Consider the following 22,390-nt stretch of genomic DNA (forward strand, 5'->3'; position numbering starts at 1 on the left):
CCGCCCTATGATCGTCACTCCGCGTACGAGGGGGCTGGGTATGGGGGCAGGCGGGGCGGCATCGCAGCGGGCGCAGGACGCGCGGCGGCAGGAGCGGTTACTCCGGGAGCAGTGGCAGGCCGCCCGCCGGCAGGCCCTGCGGTGGGGCGCGGTCGGCGAGGGCGAACAGCGGGTACTCGCCCAGCTGTTGGTACTGACCGCGCGCGGGTGGCGGTTGCTCGTCGACCGGCAATGGTCCGGGACACGGACCGCCGACGCGGACATGCTGCTGGTGGGGCCCGGCGGAGTCTTCGTCCTCCAGGTCACGGCCGGCGGCGAGCCGGACGACGGACGCGCGGCCGGGCTGCTCGCCGCCACGAAGGCCGCCGAGAGCGCGGTGGCGTCCCTCGGCATGTCACCAGTGGCGGTCCAGCCGCTCATGGTGTTCGCCGGGCAGCGTGTCGACACGAGCCGCGGCCGGATACGGCTCCTGGGCGAACACGAGATCGGCCCCGTGCTGCTGTCGCAGCCGCACCGGCTGCGCGCGGAGTCGGTCCGGGCGATCGCCGATCATATGGAGCGGGTGTTCCCGGGCTACGCGGGGTCGGCGGTCGACCAGCAGACACCGCAGGCGCCCGAGCACCACCGACCCACCTCGGACGGGCTGTTCGACCTGGAAGGGCTGCGCGACGCGGCCTTGAAGGGAGCGATGCAGGCGCCGATCGAGCAGTGGATGACCTTCCTCCACCCCGATCAGGTGGCACTGGTGCGCCGCAACTGGGCGGGTCCGGCCCGCATCAGCGGACCGGCCGGTACCGGCAAGACGGTCGTCGCCCTGCACCGTGCGGCCTACCTGGCCCGGCGGACCACCGGCCGCATCCTGTACGTCACCTTCGCCAACAACCTGCCCCGGGTGCAGAGCACCTTCCTCAGGACCATGGCCCCGGCCGTCGCCGACCGGGTGGACTTCCGCAGCCTCCACTCCTGGGCCCAGGAGTTCCTGCAGGAGCGGGGCATACCGGTACGGCTGCACGGGGACAAGGCCGAGACCGCCTTCAGCCTCGCCTGGAAGAACGTCGGCCGCGAGAGCCGCCTGGCCGAGCTCGACCCGGCCCCCGCCTACTGGCACGAAGAGATCGACTACGTCATCAAGGGGCGAGGCCTCACCCGCTTCGAGGAGTACGTGACCCTCCCCAGGCGGCGGCGGAAGGCGCGCCTCCACCGTACGCACCGGCAGTCGGTGTGGGAGCTGTACGAGGCGTACGAATCCCTGCGCGGCGAGCGCGGCGTCCACGATTTCAACGACGTCCTCTCCCTGGCCCTGGCCGAAGCGGCACGCCGGCGCGAGCGGCCCCCGTACGCGGCCGTCATCGTGGACGAGGTCCAGGACCTCACGCTCGTCGGCGTGCGCCTCCTGCACGCGCTCGTCGGTGACGTGCCGAACGGTCTGCTGCTCGTCGGCGACGGCCAGCAGACCGTGTACCCGGGCGGCTTCCGCCTCACCGACGCGGGCATCGACATCCGCGGCGACCGCGGACAGGTGCTGCGCACCAACTACCGCAACAGCAAGCAGATCCTGGACGCGGCCCTCACCGTCGTGGCCGACGACGCCTTCGAGGACATCGACGGCGTGCGCACCCCGGGCCGCCGCGATGTCGACCTCACCTACCACGACGGGGACGTCGTACGCGTCACCAGGCCCACGGTCGACGCCCACGACAGGGAACTCCTGGACGCCCTGCGTTCCCTGTCCGATGGCGCGCGGGCCGACACCGCCCTGCTGTGCCCCTCCATGCGCGCCATCGGCCACTACCAGCGGTTGCTCAACCAGGCGGGCATCCCGGTGTGCCAGTTGGAGCACTACGACGGCCGCGCGGTCGACGCGGTGAAGCTGGGCACCTACCGCAGGGCCAAGGGCCTGGAGTTCAAGAACGTCTTCCTGCCCCGGCACGATGCGGTGTTCGCCAACGGGACGCCGGCCGGCACGGCGGGCGGTCCCGCGGGCGGTACGGAGACCTCGGAGACGGCCCGGGAGCGCGAGGAACTGCTCCGCAGCCAGCTCTTCGTGGCGATGACCCGGGCTCGTGACCTGCTGTGGCTCGGCAGCGTCACCGGGGTCGCCTGACGGGACGTGCCCTAGCCGAGCCGCTCCGGCAGTCCCGCCCTAAGTCGAGAGGACGAGGTCAACCGTTTCGGTTAGATTCACCCGTATGGACGTCACCCCTATGAACTCATCGGCCCAGGTGTACGACACGGAGTTCCGGGTGCGGGGGCTGCGCGAACGGGGCTGGGGCCGTGGCCTGATGGCCGTGGCCGTACTCATCTGGCTGTGGCTGGGGTACTTGCTCGTGTTCCCCTTCAGCGTCGACGGCCAGCGCGGTGCTGTCGAGTGCAAGTCCCGGGCCTTCCACGAGACCGGATACCTCCGCGAGTCCTACCTCGTGGACGAGGGCGACACCTGCGACGGCGCGCGTGACTGGGGCCCGATCACCGCCGGCCTGCTGCTCTCCCTCCCCTTCGCCATCGGAGGTGCCGGCCTGTTCGTGTCGGGTACCACGGCGCTCCGCACCGCCGCGTACGCCGCGGACATCGCCCGCCTGAACATCGACGAGTAGTCCTGGGCCCCGTCCGGCCAGGCCGGGGTGCCTGCCGAGGAGTTCAGGGGTCCGGTCACCGTTTCCTACCGGGCCTCACCGACCCGGTAGAGGCGGTCGCCCGTGCCGTCCGGGCGCGCGGCCGCTGCCTCTCCACTGGCAGGCGGGGAACATGAGTCGGGCAGGTAGCCGCCGCGCCAGCTCCGGCGCGAGCCGGCCGGCAACCCGGGTGGCGCCGGCCTGACGCCCGCGAGACGATGAGAGCGGGGTTCAACGTACTCGCCTGGGGGACTCGGGGCAGTCACCGCTGTGGAGCGTTGCCATGACCACCAAGCTGGCCTGCGGGCCGCAAAGCGACCCCGAGTTCTTCGACGCACTCAACAAGCTGTTCGACCAGTACCCCGAAGCAGCCGACAAGTACGCGATCAAGTGCATGAGGATGGAACTCGACGGCCTGAAGATCGACTTCGGGAAGCAAGTAGGCGTCTCCCGCATCGAAGACGGCCGCGTCATCACCGAATACGTCGACCGAGACCCCACCCGCGGCCACGACTGCTGCGGATGGTGGCACGGCGAATGCATCCTGGCCTGCGACCCCTGGCCCCAGATGTGAACCCGCCTAGGAGTTCTCGTCAAAGTGTCAGGCCCACATCAGGAGCGATGCGAGGGTGACGGCTGCTTGGTAGGACTGCGCGGTCTTGTCGTACCTGGTGGCGATGGCGCGGCGCCTGAGCCAGGTGCGGATGACCTTCGAGCTGTAGCCCTTGTCGCCGATGACGTGGTCGGGCCTGATACGAGGTCGGCCCGGCTCGATTCGGGGACCCGTATTGCGTCCATCAAGGCCGTGAACTGGGTGCAGTCGTTCGTGTTCCCGCCGGTCAGCACGAACGCGAGCGGGCGGCCGGCCCCGTCGCAGGCGAGGTGGATCTTGCTGGTCAGTCCGCCTCTGGACCGGCCCAGGGCCGGGCTTCGGCGCCCCCTTCTCGGGCACCGTCCGCGTGCTGGCGGGCGCGGGCGATGGTGGAGTCGACCGACACCAGCCACTCGATGTCTCCTGCAGCATCGGCCTTCGCCTGTGCGGCCTGGAGCATCGAAAAGACATCCCCTAAAGGATGGGGAGGCGTGCTGCCAGGGTGCGGTGCGTCCTGGTCGGTCGGCCGCGGCTTGTCCAGACTCGGTCGGGCGGAGTCATCCGCTTCGAGCGAGGAGTAGGGCAGGTATGAGGAACGAAGCCAAGGTCGTGGCCATTACGGGAGCCAGCAGCGGGATCGGGGAGGCGACGGCTCGGCGGCTCGCTGCCGATGGCCACCAGTTGCTTCTGGGCGCGCGCCGCAGCGATCGGCTCGATGCGCTCAGCCGGGAGATCAACGAGGCAGGTGGTACGGCGGCCTTCCGGCGGCTGGATGTCACCGACGCTGCCGATGTACAGGCCTTCGTGGCCGCCGCCCGGGAGCACTACGGCCGAATGGACGTCATGGTCAACAACGCCGGGGTGATGCCGCTCTCGCCGCTGGACGCGCTGAAGGTGGCCGAGTGGGACCGGATGATCGACGTGAACGTGCGGGGTGTGCTGCACGGGATCGCCGCCGCCCTGCCGGTGATGCGCGCCCAGGGCGGCGGGCACTTCGTGAACGTCGCCTCCGTCGGCGCTTACGAGGTGTCGCCCACCGCAGCTGTCTACTGCGCCACCAAGTTCGCCGTCCGTGCCCTGTCCGAAGGGCTGCGCCAGGAGTCGGACGGCTCCGTCCGGGTCACTCTGGTCTCCCCGGGCGTGACCGAGTCGGAGCTGGCCGAAGGGATTTCCGATCCCGCCGCGCGCGAGGCCATGAAGGCCTATCGCGCCGTGGCGCTGCCGGCGTCCGCCATCGCCGAAGCCATTGCCTACGCCGTTGCCCAGCCGGCCGAGGTCGACGTCAACGAGATCGTCGTACGCCCTGCTGCGAGTGCGCAGTGACCACACGGACCGAGTGGAAAGGCGAGGACCTGCCGCGTGCGGGGGGCCTGTGGTTCGTTGCCATGCGGTGCGGGACTCCGTAGGCGCCCGTACTGGCTCCGGGTGACCGCCGTCCTCGCCCGGGATCCGGCGCCGGCGAAGGCTCCCGGCAGGGTCACCGGCGGTGGTACGTCCGGGGGGTTGCGCGGTGTGTCTGCGCGACCGGTGGAGGTGGAGTCCCCTTCAATGGCGCCGCATGACCTTCTCCGCACTGCATCAGCCCCCCGCGCGCGCCGCGGCCCCGTACACCCGCCGGTCGGTCCTCACCGGAGCCTTCGCCCTGGCGGCCGCCACGGCACTGCCGCTCGCCGCGGCGGGGCGGGCGTACGCCGCCGCCACCCCGGACATCATCGGCTGTGCCGCCTGGGGTGCGCGGGCGGCGTCCGAAGACGTCGTCGTCCTGGACAACCGCCCGGAGCGGATCATCGTCCACCACACGGCGACGGCGAACGTGACGGACTACACGAAGCAGCGCGCCTTCGCCCTCGCCCGCGCGATCCAGACGTACCACATGGACGCGCAGGGCTGGATCGACACGGGTCAGCACTTCACCGTCAGCCGCGGGGCCTTCGTGCTGGAGGGACGCCACAAAAGCCTCGCGGAGCTGCGCACCGGCACCCGCCAGGTGCGGGCGGCACACTGCGTCGGCCAGAACACCGTGTCGATCGGCATCGAGAACGAGGGGACGTACACCTCGCAGGACCCGCCGGCGGCCCAGTTCGCGGCCCTGGCCGACCTGTGCGCCCACATCTGCGACCAGTACGGACTGCCCGCGTCGGAAATCTACGGCCACCGCGACTTCAACGCGACCGCCTGCCCCGGCGACCACCTCTACGCCCTGCTCCCGACCCTCCGCAAGGACGTCGCCGACCGCCTCGGCACGCCCGCGCCGGAGGAGGCGTCCGACCCCATCGAGGACCTGGTCCGCCAGGCCACCGGCCGGCCGGCCTCGGAGTACGCGGAATACCTCCCGGCGGGTCTCCTGCCCTGACGGCGCGCCGTCGCCCCGGGCTGCCCGGGCTACAGCCGCCAGTACGCACCGGCACGGGAATCGACATGCACCACGTGGCGGCCGACGCGCACCACGTGGTGGTCCGGGCCGGACCACGAGCCGCAGGCGCCGTCGGCGGCGGGCAGCGGCGTCCAGACCTCCAGGAAGGTGCTGCCGTCCGGATTGGTGCCCCGCTCGACGAGGTTCGCACCGTCCCACCGGAGGGTGCCGGCGTCTTCGCCGGGCTCGCCCGTGAGGTGGTGGAAGTGCACCTGGGAGCCGTCGAAGGACGTCGTACCGGCGAAGCCCCGGCTGTCGGCGTAGTACGAACCGGCCTGCAGCCACACCACTTCGCGGTCCTCGACGAGGGGTCCGCCGTTGCGGCTGATGCCGCGCCGCAGCCAGGCACCGCGCTCGGGCACCGGGACTCCGGGGCCGTCCGGGACGTGGCCGGCCGGCCCCGGCTCAGGCGCGGTCATCGGCGGCGGCCTCGGCGGCCTCGGCCGGCTCGTCCACGGCCAGGAGCGTCAGCGGTACGTTGCCGCGTACGGCCTGCGAGTACGGGCAGACCGCGTCCGCCCGGTGCAGCAGGGGCTGGAGGTCCGCCGCCCGCCACCCGGGCAGGCTGACGGTGAGCGCCACCGCGAGGCCGTAGCCGGCGGGCGTGTCCGTGGTGCCGAGCTGGACCTCGCAGGCCACGCGCGCGGTGGAGGCATCCGCCCCGAACCCGGCGGCGACCTCCGCGAGCGCGGAGGTGAAGCAGGCGGCGAAACCGGCCGCGAACAGCTGCTCGGGGTTGGTGGTGCCGGGCACCTTCTTGCGCGGCGGGGCGAGGCGGACGTCCAGGCGTCCGTCGTCCGTGCGGACGGATCCGGTACGTCCCCCCGCGGCGTGCGCGGTCGTCCGGTACAGGCTGCGGGTGAGTGGCACGGTCATGACGTACGGCCCATCTTGCTCGACGAGGACGCTGCCCGGGTGCGGACAGCGGACGGCGCCGCTCGTGCGGCACCTCGCGCGTCGTCGTGCGTAACCGGGTACGGCGCATCTCGTCCGGGGCCGTGGACCGGCCGCCGGACAATCTAGCAAACGCGCTCCGCGATCCGGGGGCACCACCCCGCGGTGAAGTACCTCACCCCCCACCGACCCGGCCGCCGGACGCCGGCCTGAGGACGGGGGTGTGCGGCCGCGGTCCGCGCCGGGCGGCCGGGGCGGGCACGGGCCCGGGTCAGGGCGCGTGGTGCTGGATGCCCCGCTGACCGGGTACCCGGGTCGACCGGGGCGCACCCGAGCGGCGGTGGTCGGCTCGCTGCCGGCGGCCCGGGAACGGGTTGCGCCGCACGGTGGCGCTGGGGGCCGCGATCAGAAGGCCGACAAGTGCGAGGACCGCGACGAGGATGAGCACGTTGACGAGGTTCATGGTCCTGCCTTTCGTCGAGTATTGACTGCCTGTCACTACATTTTGTTACCGATTAGCGGGCTGTTAAACACAGAGGGTGACAAGAGGTGTCGTCGAGGGCCGCGCCGGCCATGCCGATCCGGCAACATCAGGCGTGCGTACGGGCATTGGCGCGGCACGAGCGGCACCCGCCTGCCACCGACAGGGGACCGGGGCTTTCCCCGCCGGTGCCGCACCGGCAAAGCCCGCCGGAGACACGCCACTTGGTGGCGGCGAACTTTCCGCTGCCGTTCCCGATCGTCCGATCTGCCCTGGTGCGTGTGTTCCTGACGCGCGCGGCCGCGATCACGTGGTCAGGTCGACGCGTACCGTCTCCACCCAGGACGGGGGTGCGGGCGGGGTGTTGCCGATCAGTGCGGCGATCAGCCGGCAGGACGGTGTCTCGTCCGGCCACGGCGTGTACCCGTCGGTCAGCACGATCACGACGTTCGGCCGGTCGGGCAGGGCCAGGGCCGCGCCGATGCCGACCCGCATGTCCGTGCCCCCGCCACCGGCCAGGGTCACCTCGCCGGCACTGCGCACCCGGGTCACGGCATGCACGTCTGCGTCGCATGCGAGGACGGCGACCCGGTTCCCGCCGACGCCGACCTCCCGCAGGACGCCGGTGACTTCGGCTAGGGCGGCCGCGAGCTCGTCCGGGCCCATCGATCCCGAGGTGTCGATGACGACGGCCACCCGCGGCAGCGGCCTGCGCAGACTGGGCAGCACCACCCGGCCGCCGAGCGCGGGCGTCCGGCGCGAGGGGCGGCGGTACGTGTAGTCCACCGCGCCGGCCGCCCACGCGGCGGCCTCGCGGACCGCTCCCGCCAGAGCCTGGCGCCAGTCGACGGAGGGCTCCAGAAGCTCCTCGGCCCACCGGGCCCAGCCCTCGGGGACCCGGCCCCGGGTGCGCCGGTGGGCCCGTACGGCCTCGGCGGTCTGCCGGCGCAGGGCCTCGGCCTCCACCGGGCCGACCCGGGCGGGGCCGCCGTCCTCGCCCAGCTCCCAGGGCCCGGGCGTGCCGTGCGCGCCGGAACCGCAGTCCGGCCCGTGGGGCGTCGGGGGAATCGCCGGCAGGTAGGTCTCGAACAGGCCGCCCGCGGGCAGGCCGTAGAGCCTGGGCTCCATCCGGCCCTCGGGCAGCACCAGCCCGTCGGCCAGCAGGTCGTCGTTGATCTCGCAGTCCTGGGCGATGTTGACCCGGACCGGGTCGCCCTGGTCGGCGGCGGGCAGGCGCTCGGCCCGGCCGTGGTGGTCGCGCAGCAGGTGCGCCACCTCGTGGACCCACACGCCGGCCAGCTCGGCGACCGGGGTCGCCTCGACGAAGGCGGGTGAGACGTAGCAGCGCCAGTGCCGGTCGACGCCCATGGTGCGCACCCCGGCCGAGGGGACGACGGTCAGGGCGTACAGCGCGGAAGCGAGGTACGGACGGGTCTCGGCGGCCTTGTAACGGGCTGCCAGCAGCTTCGCGCGGTCCAGCTCCGGACGCACGGCGGACCGGGCTCAGTTGCCGCCCGGCAGCGAGCCGGACAGCTGGAGCAGTTCCACGAAGGCGTCGATGCCGGCGGGCACCGGCCAGTCGAGGTCGCGCATCGCGGCGAGGTCGGCGGCGGCGCGGGCGGCGACGTCGGGCACGCCCGCGTCCACAGCCTTGGCGAGGACCGCCCAGCCCGCCTCCCACCGGGGTCGGGTGAGCTCGCTCTGCACGGCCGCGACCACGGCGATGAGGAAGGCCAGCTGCCGGTCGCCGCGCTCCGGCAGGGCGAAGGCGTCAGGGTCGGCCAGCACCCGGTCCGGGTCGGGCAGGTCGAGGTGTTCGAGGTAGGAGAGCAGCTCGATCCCGGCGGCTTCGCCCACGGCGCCGGTGAGCGCGGTGGCCAGGGCCTCCCGGCCCGTCGAGGCCGCGTACCCCGTGGCCAGCAGCCGCAGGGCCATCTCCCAGGTCCGCGGGGAGGGCCAGCCGCGGCCCCGTCCGGCGGCCTCGGCCGGCATGTGGTGGACCAGGCCCGGCCGGGCGGTGAGGAAGCCGGAGACGGCGCCGCGGGCCCGGGCGACCGAACCGGAGGCCTTGGCGGGATCGACGGCCGGGATGGCCACCTCGGGCCAGGTGCCGGCCATGCCGCGGGCCACGGTGCGCGGGTTGTGCGTCCAGTCGAGGTGGACGAAGCGGTTCGCGAGCGGCGGGCTGAGGTGCCAGCCGTCCGCGGCGCTGGCGGGCGGATTGGCCGCGGCGACGATCCGTACCGCCGGCGGCAGTTCGAGGCTTCCGACCCGGCGTTCCAGGACCACGCGCAGCAGGGCCGCCTGCACGGCCGGCGGGGCGGAGGACAGCTCGTCGAAGAACAGCAGCCCGTGGCCGGTGCGGGCGAGGCGTACCGCCCAGTCCGGCGGGGCCATCGGGACACCCGTGGTGGCCGGGTCCTCGCCGACGATGGGCAGCCCCGCGAAGTCGGAGGGCTCGTGGACGCTGGCGATGACGGTCTCCAGCCGCACGCCGAGCGCGGTGGCGAGCTGCTCCATGCCGGCGGACTTGCCGATGCCCGGCTCGCCCCACAGGAGGACGGGCTGGTTGGCCGTCACGGCCAGTGCCAGTGCCTCCAGTTGGGGGTTGGTGGCGGGCTCGGTGCGGGTGGCGCTCAGCCGGGCACCCAGGGCGTCGGCGGCGGCCAGGGCTCGGGCGGGCCGGGGCTGGGTCGCACTCATGCGTCGTCGTCCTCTTCCTCGTCCTCGTCGTCCTGGTCTTCCTCGCGGTACTCCATGTGTTCGTCGAACCAGTCGGCGCCGTTCCCGGGGAACTCCTCGTCGACGCGGTCCCGCAGGAAGGTGAGGTCGGTGCGCCGGTAGCGGCGGATCTCCTGGGACAGCGACAGTTCCATCTCGTCGATGACGTCGACCCGGGAGCCCGCCGCCAGCAGGGCCCGGACCAGGTCCGCCGAACCGCCCCAGTGCACGGCGGACAGCAGCGGGGTGCGTTCCGTCTTGTCCCGTGCCTCCAGGTCGAGTCCGGCCGCCAGCAGCCGGGGCAGCAGCACGTCGTAGTCGAGCAGGTGGAGTGCGTGCAGCAGCCCGCGGCCGCGGGCGTCGCGGATCCGCGGGTCCACACCGGCGTCCAGCAGCGCCACCACGCCCGGGGTGTCCCCGTGCTGGACGCGCAGGAAGAGCTCGTGCCGCTGGGCCTGGAGGGCGCGCGGCAGCCGTCCCTCGCCCGTGGTCCAGGTCTGCTGCACGGCGAAGCACCCCGAGACCGCGCCGCCGAACGCCCGCATCGCACGCTCCCGTCGCTGCTCCTCGGGGGTGTGCGGCACGTCGAGTACGCCGCCTCGCGAGCGCACCTCGTGCCACCCGCCGCGGCAGCGCACCCGCACCGGCCTGCCCGTGTCGGGGCCGGGCGGACCCACGGCCGGTCCGGCGCCGGGGAACAGCGCGGCGGCCACCATGGGGTGCAGCTGGCGCGGGGAGACCAGGCCGGTCCGGACCAGTTCGAGATCGGGGAGCCGCTGCCAGGCGTACCGGGGCAGGGCAGGGACGGCGAGTGCCTCGGCCTGTTCGATGACGCGGGCCCGGAGCCCGTCGGATCCGGTGTGTTCGAGCAGGAGGGAGGAGCGCCAGTTGGCAGCGATCCGGTAGCGGCCTCCTGCTCCGGCCGCCACGAGCCGCGCCACTTCCGGCACGAGCCGCGTGAGGTCGACGGGCATCCCCGCGAGGAGGGCCTTCGGGTCCGCCGGGCGCTGGTACGGCTGCGGAGCGGGGACGGCCAGATCGCACGCGATGCCGGCCGCCTCATAGACCCCGACCACGTCCTCCCGGGCCCGCAGCGGGGCGATCCGCTCGGCGAGGCCGTCCGGGGCGGCGAAGCGCACGCCCAGCTCGGACGCGTACCGGGCGTCCCAGAACGGCCGGACCGCGGTCCAGTGCTCCGGCACGAAGCCGTGCCCCGTGTACGGGTTCCGCTTCTTGGCGACGACCGGTGCGCAGTGCAGGCGCAGCCGCTGCGAGCCCTCGGTCATGACGGGCGTGGTGACCGACAGGACCGGCCCACCGGGGCCACCGTAGGAGGCGAGCAGGATCCTCAGCGCGGGGGCGATGGTGGTGCGGCCGCCCAGGAGCCGCGGCAGGTGCCAGCGCAGCAGGTCCGGGGCGAGGTGCCGCAGGTCCTCCGCCACCGCCTCGGCCACGGCGGCGCCGTAGCGGGCCGCGAGCTCGGGCAGCTCGAAGCCGACGTCCACGGCGGCGGCCGCGCAGGCCGCCCGCCAGTCACCGGCCAGCCGGTGCGCGGTGGCCTGCTCGATCATCCAGCCGGGCACGGCGTGGCGGCGGATCCGCTGCCACGCCGAGTGGTCCTCCGGCCGCAGGCCGCCGCGCAGTTCGGCGTTCTCCACGCTCACCGGTACACACTGCCGATGGCGCGCAGGTCCGGGTGGGCCGCCCGGGCGGGACGGAGCCGTTCGGTGAACGAGCGCTTCACACGACGGGGCAGGCCGGGACCCAGGCCGACGTACTCCAGCGGGCTGTCGGCGGGCACCGCCGCGAGCAGGTTCTTCGCACCGCGCCCGGTGAGGCCTGTGTGGCGCAGCTCCAGCCGGCGCAGGGGGCTGCCGGGGAGGGCCGCGGCCAGGGCGTACGCCCCTTCGTCGCCGGGGTCGTTGCCGGGGGACCCGAGGCTGCGCTCCGACATGGTCCGCCCGAGGTCGAGCGCTTCGATGCCGCCGAGGGAGGCGGCCAGGCTACGCGCTCCGGCGGCGCCGATGCCGTTGCCGCCGAGCCCGAGACGGACCGGGTGGGCGGAGTCGGCCGCGGCGGAGGCGAGGGCCGCGGCGCCCTCGTCGCCGAGGTGGTTGGCGGGGACGTACAGCTCGCGCACCCCGGCCTCCCGTATCAGGGCGGCCAGCAGCGGGGCGGCGTCCGGGCCGAGGCCGTTGCCGCCGAGGAAGAGCCGTTCCAGGGGCTGCTCGCGCTCCAGCAGGGCGTAGAGCAGGAGGCGTACGCCGTCGGCGCCGATTCCGGTGTTGACCAGGTCGAGGGTGCGCAGGACGGTGTTGCGGCGCAGCAGCGCGGCCACGGTGCGGGCGCCGTCCCCGAAGAGCGGGTTGCGCTTGAGCCACAGGGCGCGGACGGTCGTGTCGTCGCCGAGGGCGCCGGCGAGGGAGTCCACCCCGTCGGGGCCGATCCGGTTGCAGCCGAGGTAGAGGGTGTGCAGCCCGTGGTCGCCCGTGAGGGCCTCGGCCAGGGTGCCGGCGCCCGCGTCGCCGATGGCATTGGTGCCGAGGAGCAGGTGCCTGGCGTGCGCGGAGGCGGTGGCGGCCGGCAGCAGGCGGGCCGCGCCGGCCGGGCCGAGCCCCTGCTTGCAGAGGTCGATGCGGCCGTCGGTGCGCAGGGTGCCGAGCGGGAAGGTCTCGTCGGTCTCGACGGGCCGGTCCGTGGCGAGCCGGGCGAGCAGCGGGTCGAGGCGGGCCGGGTCGGCCGGAGGCAGGTCGGGGTGCTCGATCGCGGGGCACCGTACGGGTGTCGGCTGTGTCATCACCACTCCACCGGTTTCATTCGCCGGTGCCCGGCGGCCATCACGACTTGAAGGGAGAACTGCGGAAGTAGACGCAAGACCGGTCGGATTCGAACCGACGTCCTCCAGCTCGATGCGTGGGCGCGACGACCTCTGCGCTACGGCCTTGCTGCCGGCGATCATACCCACTCTGCGGCCGGAAATCGATCACCAGTTTGGCTGGTTGGTCCGCACGTGCTCGTGGTGGCCGTCACACCCCGCGAGGTGGACCGAGCGGTTCCGGACAGGTTTTCGAGGGCGTGAGTGCCGCCGAGAGGGGCGGACGCTCGGATTCTGCTTGGTGTCGCGGCGGCGGCGAGCGGCGACAACTGGCAGCGAGTGGCCGATATTCGACCATATATTCCTGATTTGCGAAGCCCTGACACATCGTCGACATCTCCGTACGCTACGGTAACTTGACTGTCCGTTATTCCCCGGACGCCCTTTGAATCCCTCTGTCAACCACCGCCTTGGCACTCCCATGCCCTGGGCGGACCGCTACGGAGAGCCACACACATGAGCACCACCGCATACAGCCGAATAGAAGCCTTAGGCCTCTGCCTTCCGGCCACGGTCCAGACCACACCTCAACTCGCCGCCCTGGTCCCGGGGCTGGGGGAGGTGGACATCGAGAAGATCACCGGGATCACCGAGCGGCGCGTGTACGACCCCGAACCGGCGGCCGGCGAGGACTCGTTCGGGATGGCCCTGTCCGCCGCCCGGGACGCGCTGGAGTCCTCCCGCTACCGGGCGGCCGACCTCGACATCGTCATCTCCGCCTCGATCACCCGCTTCAAGGACGGCAGTCGCTTCACCTTCGAGCCGTCCTTCGCCGCGATGCTGGCCGGGGAGCTCGGCGCCCGCTCCGCCATCCACTTCGACGTCTCCAACGCCTGCGCCGGAATGATGACCGGCGTGTGGCTGCTCGACCGGATGATCCGCTCCGGTGCCGTGCGGCGCGGCCTGGTCGTCAGCGGCGAGCAGGCGACCCGCGTCGCGCAGACCGCCGCACGCGAGATGGCCGACTCCTACGACCCGCAGTTCGCCTCGCTCTCCGTCGGGGACTCGGCGGCCGCGGTCGTCCTGGACGTCTCCGCCGACTCCGCCGACCGCATCCACTACATCGAGCTGATGACCTGCTCCGAGTACTCCCACCTGTGCATGGGCATGCCCAGCGACCGCAACCCGGGCATCTCCCTCTACACGGACAACAAGAAGATGCACAACCGCGACCGGCTCAAGCTGTGGCCGCGCTTCCACGGGGACTTCCTGGCCAAGCAGGGGCGGGCGTTCGCCGGTGAGGAGTTCGACTACGTCATCCAGCACCAGGTCGGCACCCGCTTCATCGACTACGTCAACCAGACGGCCGAGGCCGAGTTCGCCGCCCCCATGCCCGACTCCCTCTCCGTGGTCGAGCGGTACGGAAACACCGCCACGACCTCGCACTTCCTGACGCTGTGCGAGCACCTCAGAGCGGGCAGCGCCCGCCCCGGGGCCAAGTACCTGCTGGTGCCGGCCGCCTCCGGCGTGGTCACCGGTGCCCTGTCCGCGACGCTGACGAACGTGGGGGTCTGAGCCATGGGCATGGTCATCACCGCAGCCGCAACCGCCCTGCCCGACACGGCGTCCGCCCCGGCCTCCGTCGTGGACCTCGCGGGCCGCGCCGCCCGCGGCGCCCTGGCGCAGGCACGGGTGCCGGCATCCTCGATCGGCGTCCTCATCAACGTCGGCGTCTACCGCGAACACAACACCTTCGAACCGGCCATGTCGGCCCTGGTCCAGAAGGAGGTCGGCATCAACCTCGACTACATCGCCGACCCCGAACCGGCCGCCGGCTTCTCCTTCGACCTGATGAACGGAGCCTGCGGCGTACTCAACGCCGTCCAGGCCGGCCAGGCCCTGCTGGAGACGGGAAGCACCGAGCGGCTCCTGATCACCGCTGCCGACGTGCACCCCGGCGGAGACGCGGACCGCGACCCCGGCTACCCGTACGCGGACCTGGCCGGCGCCCTCCTGCTGGAGCGCAGTGCCGACCCCCACGCCGGATTCGGGCCGGTACGCCACTACACCGCCGACCGGCCCACCGACGTCGAGGGCTACCTCGACACCGACACCATGGGCCGGCACGGGCGGACCACGATCACCGTCCGGCGCGAGCCGGACCACGCGCAGCGGCTGGGCGAGTTCGCGGCGAGTGCCGCCGCCGACTACGCGCAGGAGACCGGCATCGACCTCGACCGGACGCTGGTGATCGGCCCGTCCGCGACCGCCGACGGCACCGGGGTGAAGGGCGAGCCGCACACCGCGGCGCCGGTCCTCGGCTACCTCCGGGCGCTGGACGGCGTACGCCACGACGACCACGACCAGTTCCTGTTCGTGTCGGTCGGCGCCGGCCCCAGCGCGGCGTGTGCCCTCTACCGGCCCGAGGGGTGGTGAGTCCCGTGCCGCAGACGAAACCGACCGGCGGCGGCCCCGCAGTGGAGCAGCCGGCCACCGACACGGACAGCGTGGCCGGATGGCTGGAGCGGAACGCCCGCGCCTTTCCCGGCAAGCCCGCCGTCATCCACCCCGACGGCCGTGGCCCCGGCAGCTACGCCACCCTCACCTACGGCGAGTTGCAGGAGACCGTCGAGGAGCTGGCCCGCGGATTCCGGCGCGCCGGGATCACCCGGGGCACCAGGACGGTGCTGATGGCCCCACCCGGGCCGGAGCTGTTCGCCCTCTGCTTCGCGCTGTTCCGGGTCGGGGCCGTGCCCGTCGTCGTGGATCCCGGCATGGGCGTACGGCGCATGCTGCACTGCTACCGGGCCGTGGGCGCCGAGGCGTTCATCGGGCCGCCCCTCGCCCAGCTCGTGCGCGTCCTGGGCCGCCGTACCTTCGCCGGGGTACGCGTGCCCGTCACCCTGGGCCGGCGCCGGCTCGGCCGCGGCCACACGCTGAACGCGCTGCGCGCCACCCCCGCGACCGGGAAGTACGCGGACGCGGACACGGCCGCGCCGGCCGGCGGGGACGACCTGCTGATGATCGGCTTCACCACCGGAAGCACGGGCCCCGCCAAGGGAGTCGAGTACACCCACCGCATGGCGCTGTCCATCGCCCGCCAGATAGAAGCCGTCCACGGCCGCACCCGCGACGACGTCTCCCTGGTCACGCTGCCCTTCTACGGGGTGCTCGACCTGGTCTACGGATCCACCCTGGTCCTGGCGCCGCTCGCGCCCGCCCGGGTCGCCCAGGCGGACCCGGCGCTGCTCGTCGACGCGCTGGAACGATTCCGCGTCACCACGATGTTCGCCTCGCCCGCCCTGCTGCGGAACCTGGCCGGGCACCTCACCGGCGCCGCCCGCGGCCGCCACCCGCTGCCCGACCTGCACTGCGTCGTCTCCGGCGGGGCCCCAGTGCCCGACGCGGTCGTGGCCGCGCTGCGCTCCGTCCTCGACGAGAAGGCGCGGATCCATGTGACCTACGGGGCCACGGAGGTACTGCCGATCACCTCGATCGAGGCGGCCGAGATCCTCGGCGACGACGAGGCCGACACCGGTCGCGCAGGCGGCGGTACCGCGGCCGGTGCCGCCGCGGGCGAAGGGACCTGCGTCGGCCGGCCCGTCCCCGGCACCCGCGTGGCGATCGCCCCCGTCACCGACGGCCCGCTCGCCCGCTTCGACTCCGCAACCGGCCTGCCGGCCGGGCGCGTCGGCGAGATCCTGGTCCACGGCGACTCCGTCAGCCGGCGCTACCACCGGGCTCCCCGGTCCGACGCCGCGCACAAGGCGACCGAGGAACGCCCCGACGGCGAAGCGCCCCGCATCTGGCACCGGACCGGCGACCTCGGCCACCTCGACGCCGAAGGACGGCTGTGGTTCTGCGGGCGTTCCGCCCAGCGGGTCCGCACCAGCCACCGGGACCTGCACACCGTGCGCTGCGAGGGAGTCTTCAACGCCCATCCGCTGGTCCGGCGTACCGCCCTGGTCGGCATCGGGCCGGCCGGCGCGCAACGGCCCGTCGTCTGCGTGGAGACCGAGCCCGGGCCGGACGGGGCAGCGCTCGACGAAGGCGCGTGGACGAACCTGGTCGCCGAGCTGCGCACGATGGCCGAGGAGTACGCCCCGACCACCGGCCTCCAGGACTTCCTGCGCCACCCCGGCTTCCCGGTGGACATCCGGCACAACGCCAAGATCGGCCGCGAGGAGCTGGCCCGCTGGGCCGAGCGGCAGCAGGCCCGGCCCGCGTCGTCCGCGGGCCGGCGGGCGGCCCGGATCGTACCGCTCGCCGGATGGGCGTACCTCGTCGGCGGGGCGGTGTGGGCCGCGACCGGGGACGTCCCCGACCTCCCGGTGCTGCGGTGGCTGTGGTGGATCGACGCCTTCCTCAGCATCGGCGTGCACGCCGCGCAGATCCCGCTCGCGCTGCCGCGCGGCCGGGAGGCCGGACACGGGACCGCCTCGGTGGTCGGGCGCACCATGCTCTACGGCGCGACCTGGTGGCGGGCACTGTGAAGATCCTGGTCACCGGAGCATCCGGATTCCTGGGCGGGCACCTGGTCGACGGTGCCCTGCGCCAGGGCCATCAGGTCCGCGCCCTGGTGCGCCCCGGCAGGGACGCCGCACAACTGGGCTTCCTGCCCGGCGTCGAGGTCGTCACCGGCGACCTCACCGACGGCGATTCGCTCGGGCGGGCGGCAGAAGGCTGCGAGGCGGTCCTGCACAGCGCGGCACGGGTCGTCGACCACGGCAGCCGCGCGCAGTTCGAGGCCGCCAACGTCACCGGCACGCAGCGGCTGCTGGCGGCGGCGCGGTCGGCGGGGGCACGGCGGTTCGTGTTCGTCTCCAGCCCGAGCGCGCTGATGCGGGTACGGGAGGGCGACCGGCTCGGCATCGACGAGAGCACCCCGTACCCGGATCGGTGGTTCAACCTCTACTCCGAGACGAAGGCGATCGCCGAACAGTACGTACGAGCGGCCGACGGCCCGGAGTTCACCACCTGCGCCATACGGCCGCGCGGCATCTGGGGGCCGCGCGACCACGCCGGATTCCTGCCGCGCATGGTCGAGGCCATGCGCGCGGGGCGGCTGCCCGACCTGTCGGGCGGCAAACGGGTCCTGGTGTCGCTCTGCCACGTCGACAACGCCGTGGACGCCTGCCTGCGGGCCGCGCTCGCCCCCGCCGGGCGGGTCGGCGGCAAGGCCTACTTCGTCGTGGACCGCGAGGAGACGGACCTGTGGCCGTTCCTGGCCCGGGTCGGCGCCCTCTTCGACTGCCCGCCGCCCGCCCCGCGCATCCCGCTCGTCCTCGGCCGCGGGCTGGCCGCGGCGGTCGAGACGGGCTGGCACCTGCGCCACCGGTCCGCGGGCGGCGGAGGAGGAGGTACGGACGCGGCTCCGCCCCTGAGCCGCTACATGATGGCGCTGCTGACCCGCTCGGCGACGTACGACACCGCTGCCGCCCGCCACGACCTCGGCTACGCGGCTCCGCGCACCCAGGCCGACGGGCTGCGAGCACTGGGGGAGTGGGTGAACGAGGTGGGCGGCGTCGCCGCCTGGACCGCCGGCCCGGCCGCCTCCACCGGCACCGCCGCACCGGCCCGCCCCGCACCCGACCACACCGAACAAGGGAACACGAAGTCATGACCTCCCATCAGGTCGATGCCAGTGCCGACACCGGCACCGATTCCGGTGTCGGCGTCGGCACCGACGTCCGCTACCGGCGTCCGGTGTCGCCCACCGAACGCCTCTACCTGTCGGCAGGGGACGCCCGCGGGGCCATGGCCCTGCGCATCGTCGTCCAGGGCGACGGCGTACCCGCCCCCCAGGACTTCCAGGCAGCCCTGGCACGGGCCGCCGAGTCGTGCCCGGGGTCACGGCTCGTGCATGCCGGGGCGATGTGGAGCGCCGGGGGTCCGCCGCCGCAGGTGCGGTACGACGTACCGCGCGCCGGTGCGTACGCCGACTCGGCGCCGGGGACGTTCGCGTTGCCCGCCGGGCCGTCGCGGCGGACGGAACCGCCGGGCTGCGACGTACTGATCGTGCCCGGCGCCGACGCGACGGCGGCCACCACCGTCGTCTTCAGCGCCTCGCACGCCATGATGGACGGTCACGGCGCCCTGACCTGGGTACGGGAGGTCTTCCGAGCCCTGCGCGGCGAGCCCGCCCGGCCCGCGCTCGGCACGGACACCGACGCCGGGCTGCTGCGCCGGCTCGGCAGCACCAGGAGGCGGCCCACGCCGACGCCTCCCCGGCGCTCCCCGCTCGGCCCGGCCGACGCCGGCGGCCGCCCGCTCCGGACGCTGTGGCTGCGCCGCACCCTGCCCGGCCGCCATCCCGCGCTCACCGCCCGCCTCGCCCAGGCCCTGACCGACGCCGCAGGACTCGACACCCGCGTCATGGTCCCCGTCGACCTGCGCCGCCACCGCCCCGGGATCGCGGCCACGGGCAACCTGAGCCTGCCGCTGTTCCTGGACCTGCGCCCCGGAGAGGACTGGACGGCCGCGCACACCCGCCTGCTGACCGCCCTGGCCGGGGACCGCGAACTCGCCGCCGGATTCGAAACGGCCCTCGCGCCGCTGCCCCGGCCCGTGACCGCCGCACTGCTGCGCACCGCCCAGGCCGTGGCGTCACGTACCGACCGGCACCTCGCGTCGGCCGTCGTCTCGCACCTCGGCCGCCTGGACCTGGCGGAGTTCTCCGGGGGCGGCTTCACGGCGTCCACGGCCTACGCACTGCCGGTGCACGCCCCACTGGTCCCGCTCTCCCTCGTCGCCGCCGAGAGCGGCACGGCGACCGAGATCACGCTCGGCGTCCGCGGCGGGGGCCCTGACCTCGCCGCCCGCGCCGCGCGGTTGCTGGACACGGCACTGGCCGGCCTCGAAACCGAGGGCACGGCCGCGGAGGTCCGCCCCGGGGGCCGGGCGGGGGCGGGTCCGGCGACCGCATCTCCGGCGCACCTCCCCGTCGAGGCGGACGCGGCGGCCACGGGCCCCGCACCGCAGGCGGCGGACCCGGACCCGGCCGTCCCGGACCCGGCCGTCCCGGCTCCGGCCGTCCCGGCTCCGGCCGTCCCGGCTCCGGCCGTCCCGGCTCCGGCCGTCCCGGCTCCGGCCGTCCCGGCTCCGGCCGTCCCCGAACTCACCGTCGTGGACGCCTTCCGCGCCCAGGCCGCCCGCACCCCCGACGCGCCCGCGCTCGACGGGCCCGAGGGCGTGGTCACGTACGCCGAACTCGACCGACGCTCCGACACCGTCGCGGCCGGGCTCCGGCGCCGCGGCGTAGGACGCGAGGACCTGGTGGGACTGGTCGTCGACCGCACGTCCGCCGGCGTGAGCGCCCTGTGGGGCATCCTCAAGGCGGGCGCCGCCTACGTGCCGCTCGACCCCGGCCATCCCGGCGCACGGATCAAAGAGATCCTCCTGGGGGCCGGGGTCGGTCTCTGCCTGACCGGGCGACACCTGGCCGAGGGCCTCGCCCCCTTCGTACCCGGCACCCTGCTCGCCGTGGAGGACTTCCTCGAACAGGCTCCCGGCCCGGACACGGAGACGGAGGACGCCGCGGACGTACGGCCCGCGGACCTCGCGTACGTCATCCACACCTCCGGTTCCACCGGCCGTCCCAAGGGCGTGCAGATCGAGCACGGAAGCCTCATGGGATTCGTCCGCTGGATGACCGGCGTCTGCCAGGTCACCGGCCGCACGCGCTTCGGCTTCGCCTCCTCCTACGCCTTCGACATCTCGTGCTTCCCCCTCTTCCTGCCCCTGCTGGCCGGCGGAACGGCCGTCCTCGCCCCCGGCACGCCCTCACCCGCCGCCCTGCGCGAGCTCGTCGCCGAGCACCGTGCCGACACCCTCGCGCTCACCCCGTCCCACCTCGCCCTTCTCGGCGGCACGGGCAGCGGCGCCGCGGGCAGCGGCCCCGCGCACCGCCTGCGCACCCTGCTGCTGGGCGGCGAGCCTCTCACCCCCACCGCCGTACGGTCCGCGCACGCCGCCTTCGGGGCCGACTGCCGTGTGATCAACGCGTACGGGCCCACCGAGGCGACCGTCGCCGTACTCGCCCACACCGTGGACGGCGGCGAGAGCGGCGCCACGGTCCCGATCGGCCTCCCCGGCCCGTACGCCCGGGTCGACCTCGTCACCGAGGACGGCGAGACCATCGGCAGCGGACCGGGCGACACCGGCCGCACCGGCGAGATCGTCGTACGCGGGGTCCAGGTGGCCCGCGGCTACCTCGGTCCGTCCGACGGCCGTCCCTCACCCTTCACCGCCGGCCCCGACGGCGTCCGCGCCTACCGCACCGGTGACCTCGGACGCCGACTGGCCGACGGCGCGGTCGAGTTCGCAGGGCGCATCGACGAGCAGGTGAAGATCGCCGGGCACCGCGTCGACCCCGCCGAGGTCGTCGCCGCCCTCGAAGCCCACCCGGCCGTGCACCGCGCCGTCGTCGTGCCCCGGCGCCGCCCGCGCTCCACGGCGGCCGTGCTCTGCGCGTACGTACTGCCGCACGCCGGTGATCCCGCGGTGGGCGGGGACCTGGGCGGCACCCTGCGGACCGAGCTCACCCGGACACTCCCGGCGTACCTCGTCCCCGCCCATGTCCTCGTGATCGACACCCTGCCCAGCACGGTCAGCGGCAAGGCCGATCTCGACGCCTTCCCCGACCCGTTCGCCTCCTCCACGCCGGTCGCACCCGCACCCGCACCCGTACCCGTATCGGAATCCGCACCTGCCCCCGTCACCGTGGAGGCACGTGTCAGGCACCACTGGGCGGAGGTCCTCGGCGTCGACGGCGCGCTGCTGTCGGCGGACTCCGAGTTCCATGCCCTCGGCGGCGATTCCCTGGCCCTCGTCGAGATGCTCGCCGCCGTCTCCTCGGACCTGCTGACCCCCGGTCAGGCCCAGCGGTTCACCGGCCGTCTCGACTGCCTCGTACGCAACCTGACGCTGGAGCAGGTCTGCGAGCACCTGACCGCCGCCCGAGAGGAGGCGTCCGCATGATCTTCGTAGGAGAGGGAGCCCTGCTCCGCCGCGCCGTCACCCACGCGGCCACCCGCGGTCACCCGGTCGACCTGGTCTGCTCCACCGACCCACTGGACGCCGCGGCCGCCGATGCGCCCCACCTCGCGGGGGTGGACGTCAACGCCCACGCCGCTACGCTGGCCCGGGCCTGCACCGACGGCATCGTGTGGTCCCTCAACAACCGGCAGATCTTCCGGGAGCCCCTGCTCCGCGCCGACGGCCTGCGCATCCTCAACATCCACAACGGACTGCTGCCGCAGCATCGCGGACTGCCCTCGGTGGCCGTCCTGTTCGCCGTGCTGCACGGCGACACGGAGTACGGCGCCACCGTCCACGAGGTCGACGCCGGCATCGACACCGGTCCGGTCCTGGCCGAACACCGCTTCCCCATCGGGCCCGAGGACCGCTACCACCAGGTCATGCTCCGCGGTATCCGTGCCTGCCAGGCCCTGTTCGAGCAGATCCTCCCGGCGGTCGCCGCCGGAACCGCCCGCCCCGCACGCGCTGCGGCAGCGGCGGAACCGTCCGCGTACTACGGCCTGCGCGCCCTGGACCGGCTCGACACCTATCGGGACCACCCCGCCTACCCCCGCGCCACCGACCTCGGTCCCTTCGCCGCACATGCCCCCGAGGTCAGCCGGGCGCTGTCCCGCCCGCCCTCGCTCAGACCTCCTCAGCGGCGTTCAGACGGGTGATCTCGGCGGCGTATGCGGCGGTGCGGACCGCCGAAGTGCCGGAGACGTACAGTCCGGTGCCGACCGTGGCCAGCGGGAGGGAGAGGAGCAGTGCGGCAAGTACCGGACCCAGGTCGCGCACACGAAACTCTCTGCCGTACACCTGTGCCGATGAATTCATGGGGGTG

19 protein-coding genes, 2 pseudogenes and 1 riboswitch are annotated in these 22,390 nt (G+C 73.8%); of the genes and pseudogenes, 11 read left to right on the forward strand and 10 right to left on the reverse strand.

Features of this window, described 5'->3' with window-relative positions; translation table 11 throughout:
• Window positions 1–40: 40 nt before the first annotated feature.
• The 3 genes from ACFY04_RS12520 to ACFY04_RS12530 all read left to right on the forward strand — a co-directional run bounded on the left by ACFY04_RS12520 (window position 41) and on the right by ACFY04_RS12530 (window position 3,186).
• Window positions 41–2,104, forward strand: coding sequence for a UvrD-helicase domain-containing protein (locus ACFY04_RS12520; RefSeq protein WP_389116125.1), 2,064 nt, complete (start codon window positions 41–43; stop codon window positions 2,102–2,104).
• A gap of 85 nt (window positions 2,105–2,189) precedes the next feature.
• Window positions 2,190–2,594: a hypothetical protein gene (locus ACFY04_RS12525; protein ID WP_389116127.1), complete on the forward strand. Its 405-nt coding sequence runs from the start codon at window positions 2,190–2,192 to the stop codon at window positions 2,592–2,594.
• 301 nt (window positions 2,595–2,895) lie between these two features.
• Complete coding sequence (locus ACFY04_RS12530) at window positions 2,896–3,186, forward strand: hypothetical protein (RefSeq protein ID WP_389116128.1); 291 nt, start codon at window positions 2,896–2,898, stop codon at window positions 3,184–3,186.
• A 27-nt stretch (window positions 3,187–3,213) separates the two neighbouring features.
• Here ACFY04_RS12530 and ACFY04_RS12535 read toward each other — a convergent pair.
• Window positions 3,214–3,664: pseudogene (locus tag ACFY04_RS12535) on the reverse strand (transposase); the annotation flags it as partial.
• A 128-nt stretch (window positions 3,665–3,792) separates the two neighbouring features.
• Here ACFY04_RS12535 and ACFY04_RS12540 point away from each other — a divergent pair.
• On the forward strand, window positions 3,793–4,527 hold the full coding sequence (locus tag ACFY04_RS12540; protein ID WP_389116131.1) for an SDR family oxidoreductase: 735 nt from the start codon (window positions 3,793–3,795) through the stop codon (window positions 4,525–4,527).
• Window positions 4,528–4,762: 235 nt separating this feature from the next.
• Window positions 4,763–5,557 carry a peptidoglycan recognition family protein gene (locus ACFY04_RS12545; RefSeq protein WP_389116132.1) on the forward strand — a complete coding sequence of 265 codons (795 nt, stop codon included), beginning with the start codon at window positions 4,763–4,765 and terminating at the stop codon, window positions 5,555–5,557.
• A gap of 29 nt (window positions 5,558–5,586) precedes the next feature.
• Here the strand turns inward: ACFY04_RS12545 and ACFY04_RS12550 are convergent, their stop codons facing one another.
• From ACFY04_RS12550 to ACFY04_RS12585, 8 genes and pseudogenes are all read right to left on the reverse strand, one after another.
• Window positions 5,587–6,036, reverse strand: coding sequence for a hypothetical protein (locus ACFY04_RS12550; RefSeq protein WP_389116134.1), 450 nt, complete (start codon window positions 6,034–6,036; stop codon window positions 5,587–5,589).
• Window positions 6,023–6,493 (reverse strand): Ohr family peroxiredoxin, encoded by a 471-nt coding sequence (locus ACFY04_RS12555; protein WP_389116137.1) that lies wholly within the window; start codon window positions 6,491–6,493, stop codon window positions 6,023–6,025. The genes ACFY04_RS12550 and ACFY04_RS12555 overlap by 14 nt, the downstream gene beginning before the upstream one ends.
• 75 nt (window positions 6,494–6,568) lie before the next feature.
• A riboswitch (guanidine-III (ykkC-III) riboswitch) is annotated at window positions 6,569–6,631 on the reverse strand.
• Between the two features lie 151 nt (window positions 6,632–6,782).
• On the reverse strand, window positions 6,783–6,974 hold the full coding sequence (locus tag ACFY04_RS12560; RefSeq protein WP_314245093.1) for a hypothetical protein: 192 nt from the start codon (window positions 6,972–6,974) through the stop codon (window positions 6,783–6,785).
• A gap of 324 nt (window positions 6,975–7,298) precedes the next feature.
• Window positions 7,299–8,483: a VWA-like domain-containing protein gene (locus ACFY04_RS12565; protein ID WP_389116140.1), complete on the reverse strand. Its 1,185-nt coding sequence runs from the start codon at window positions 8,481–8,483 to the stop codon at window positions 7,299–7,301.
• A 12-nt stretch (window positions 8,484–8,495) separates the two neighbouring features.
• Window positions 8,496–9,695 (reverse strand): AAA family ATPase, encoded by a 1,200-nt coding sequence (locus tag ACFY04_RS12570; RefSeq protein WP_373037649.1) that lies wholly within the window; start codon window positions 9,693–9,695, stop codon window positions 8,496–8,498.
• Window positions 9,692–11,377, reverse strand: a complete 1,686-nt coding sequence (locus tag ACFY04_RS12575; protein ID WP_389116143.1) for an ankyrin repeat domain-containing protein — start codon at window positions 11,375–11,377, stop codon at window positions 9,692–9,694. The genes ACFY04_RS12570 and ACFY04_RS12575 overlap by 4 nt, the downstream gene beginning before the upstream one ends.
• Complete coding sequence (locus ACFY04_RS12580) at window positions 11,374–12,510, reverse strand: gala protein (protein ID WP_389116144.1); 1,137 nt, start codon at window positions 12,508–12,510, stop codon at window positions 11,374–11,376. The genes ACFY04_RS12575 and ACFY04_RS12580 overlap by 4 nt, the downstream gene beginning before the upstream one ends.
• A 74-nt stretch (window positions 12,511–12,584) precedes the next feature.
• A pseudogene (locus ACFY04_RS12585) lies at window positions 12,585–12,657 on the reverse strand.
• A 387-nt stretch (window positions 12,658–13,044) separates the two neighbouring features.
• Between ACFY04_RS12585 and ACFY04_RS12590 the strand changes: the two are divergent.
• The 6 genes from ACFY04_RS12590 to ACFY04_RS12615 are packed head-to-tail and all read left to right on the forward strand — an operon-like array spanning window position 13,045 to window position 22,223.
• A complete protein-coding gene (locus ACFY04_RS12590) occupies window positions 13,045–14,103 on the forward strand; it encodes a 3-oxoacyl-ACP synthase III family protein (protein ID WP_389116147.1) in 1,059 nt (352 codons plus the stop codon).
• 9 nt (window positions 14,104–14,112) lie between these two features.
• The gene (locus ACFY04_RS12595) at window positions 14,113–14,964 is read left to right on the forward strand and encodes a hypothetical protein (RefSeq protein WP_389116148.1); all 852 of its coding nucleotides are present in this window, start codon (window positions 14,113–14,115) and stop codon (window positions 14,962–14,964) included.
• A gap of 5 nt (window positions 14,965–14,969) precedes the next feature.
• A complete protein-coding gene (locus ACFY04_RS12600; RefSeq protein WP_389116149.1) occupies window positions 14,970–17,021 on the forward strand; it encodes a fatty acid CoA ligase family protein in 2,052 nt (683 codons plus the stop codon).
• Window positions 17,006–18,151: an NAD-dependent epimerase/dehydratase family protein gene (locus ACFY04_RS12605; RefSeq protein ID WP_389116150.1), complete on the forward strand. Its 1,146-nt coding sequence runs from the start codon at window positions 17,006–17,008 to the stop codon at window positions 18,149–18,151. Before ACFY04_RS12600 ends, ACFY04_RS12605 begins: the two co-directional genes overlap by 16 nt.
• Window positions 18,148–21,507: an amino acid adenylation domain-containing protein gene (locus ACFY04_RS12610; RefSeq protein WP_389116151.1), complete on the forward strand. Its 3,360-nt coding sequence runs from the start codon at window positions 18,148–18,150 to the stop codon at window positions 21,505–21,507. The genes ACFY04_RS12605 and ACFY04_RS12610 overlap by 4 nt, the downstream gene beginning before the upstream one ends.
• Window positions 21,504–22,223 (forward strand): formyltransferase family protein, encoded by a 720-nt coding sequence (locus ACFY04_RS12615; protein ID WP_389116153.1) that lies wholly within the window; start codon window positions 21,504–21,506, stop codon window positions 22,221–22,223. The genes ACFY04_RS12610 and ACFY04_RS12615 overlap by 4 nt, the downstream gene beginning before the upstream one ends.
• Here the strand turns inward: ACFY04_RS12615 and ACFY04_RS12620 are convergent.
• Window positions 22,192–22,383: a hypothetical protein gene (locus tag ACFY04_RS12620; protein WP_389116154.1), complete on the reverse strand. Its 192-nt coding sequence runs from the start codon at window positions 22,381–22,383 to the stop codon at window positions 22,192–22,194. The two genes, ACFY04_RS12615 and ACFY04_RS12620, sit on opposite strands and share 32 nt — an antisense overlap.
• Window positions 22,384–22,390: the final 7 nt, after the last annotated feature.

It is taken from the genome of Streptomyces sp. NPDC001549 (genome assembly GCF_042894025.1).
Taxonomy (GTDB): domain Bacteria; phylum Actinomycetota; class Actinomycetes; order Streptomycetales; family Streptomycetaceae; genus Streptomyces; species Streptomyces kutzneri.

Coding starts and splice junctions, on each gene's coding strand:
- ACFY04_RS12610 (WP_389116151.1), top strand. CDS start 18,148: ATGACCTCCCATCAGGTCGATGCCAGTGCCGACACCGGCACCGATTCC.
- ACFY04_RS12595 (WP_389116148.1), top strand. CDS start 14,113: ATGGTCATCACCGCAGCCGCAACCGCCCTGCCCGACACGGCGTCCGCC.
- ACFY04_RS12525 (WP_389116127.1), top strand. CDS start 2,190: ATGGACGTCACCCCTATGAACTCATCGGCCCAGGTGTACGACACGGAG.
- ACFY04_RS12545 (WP_389116132.1), top strand. CDS start 4,763: ATGACCTTCTCCGCACTGCATCAGCCCCCCGCGCGCGCCGCGGCCCCG.
- ACFY04_RS12555 (WP_389116137.1), bottom strand. CDS start 6,493: ATGACCGTGCCACTCACCCGCAGCCTGTACCGGACGACCGCGCACGCC.
- ACFY04_RS12570 (WP_373037649.1), bottom strand. CDS start 9,695: ATGAGTGCGACCCAGCCCCGGCCCGCCCGAGCCCTGGCCGCCGCCGAC.
- ACFY04_RS12540 (WP_389116131.1), top strand. CDS start 3,793: ATGAGGAACGAAGCCAAGGTCGTGGCCATTACGGGAGCCAGCAGCGGG.
- ACFY04_RS12620 (WP_389116154.1), bottom strand. CDS start 22,383: ATGAATTCATCGGCACAGGTGTACGGCAGAGAGTTTCGTGTGCGCGAC.
- ACFY04_RS12590 (WP_389116147.1), top strand. CDS start 13,045: ATGAGCACCACCGCATACAGCCGAATAGAAGCCTTAGGCCTCTGCCTT.
- ACFY04_RS12550 (WP_389116134.1), bottom strand. CDS start 6,036: ATGACCGCGCCTGAGCCGGGGCCGGCCGGCCACGTCCCGGACGGCCCC.
- ACFY04_RS12530 (WP_389116128.1), top strand. CDS start 2,896: ATGACCACCAAGCTGGCCTGCGGGCCGCAAAGCGACCCCGAGTTCTTC.
- ACFY04_RS12560 (WP_314245093.1), bottom strand. CDS start 6,974: ATGAACCTCGTCAACGTGCTCATCCTCGTCGCGGTCCTCGCACTTGTC.
- ACFY04_RS12615 (WP_389116153.1), top strand. CDS start 21,504: ATGATCTTCGTAGGAGAGGGAGCCCTGCTCCGCCGCGCCGTCACCCAC.
- ACFY04_RS12580 (WP_389116144.1), bottom strand. CDS start 12,510: ATGACACAGCCGACACCCGTACGGTGCCCCGCGATCGAGCACCCCGAC.
- ACFY04_RS12520 (WP_389116125.1), top strand. CDS start 41: ATGGGGGCAGGCGGGGCGGCATCGCAGCGGGCGCAGGACGCGCGGCGG.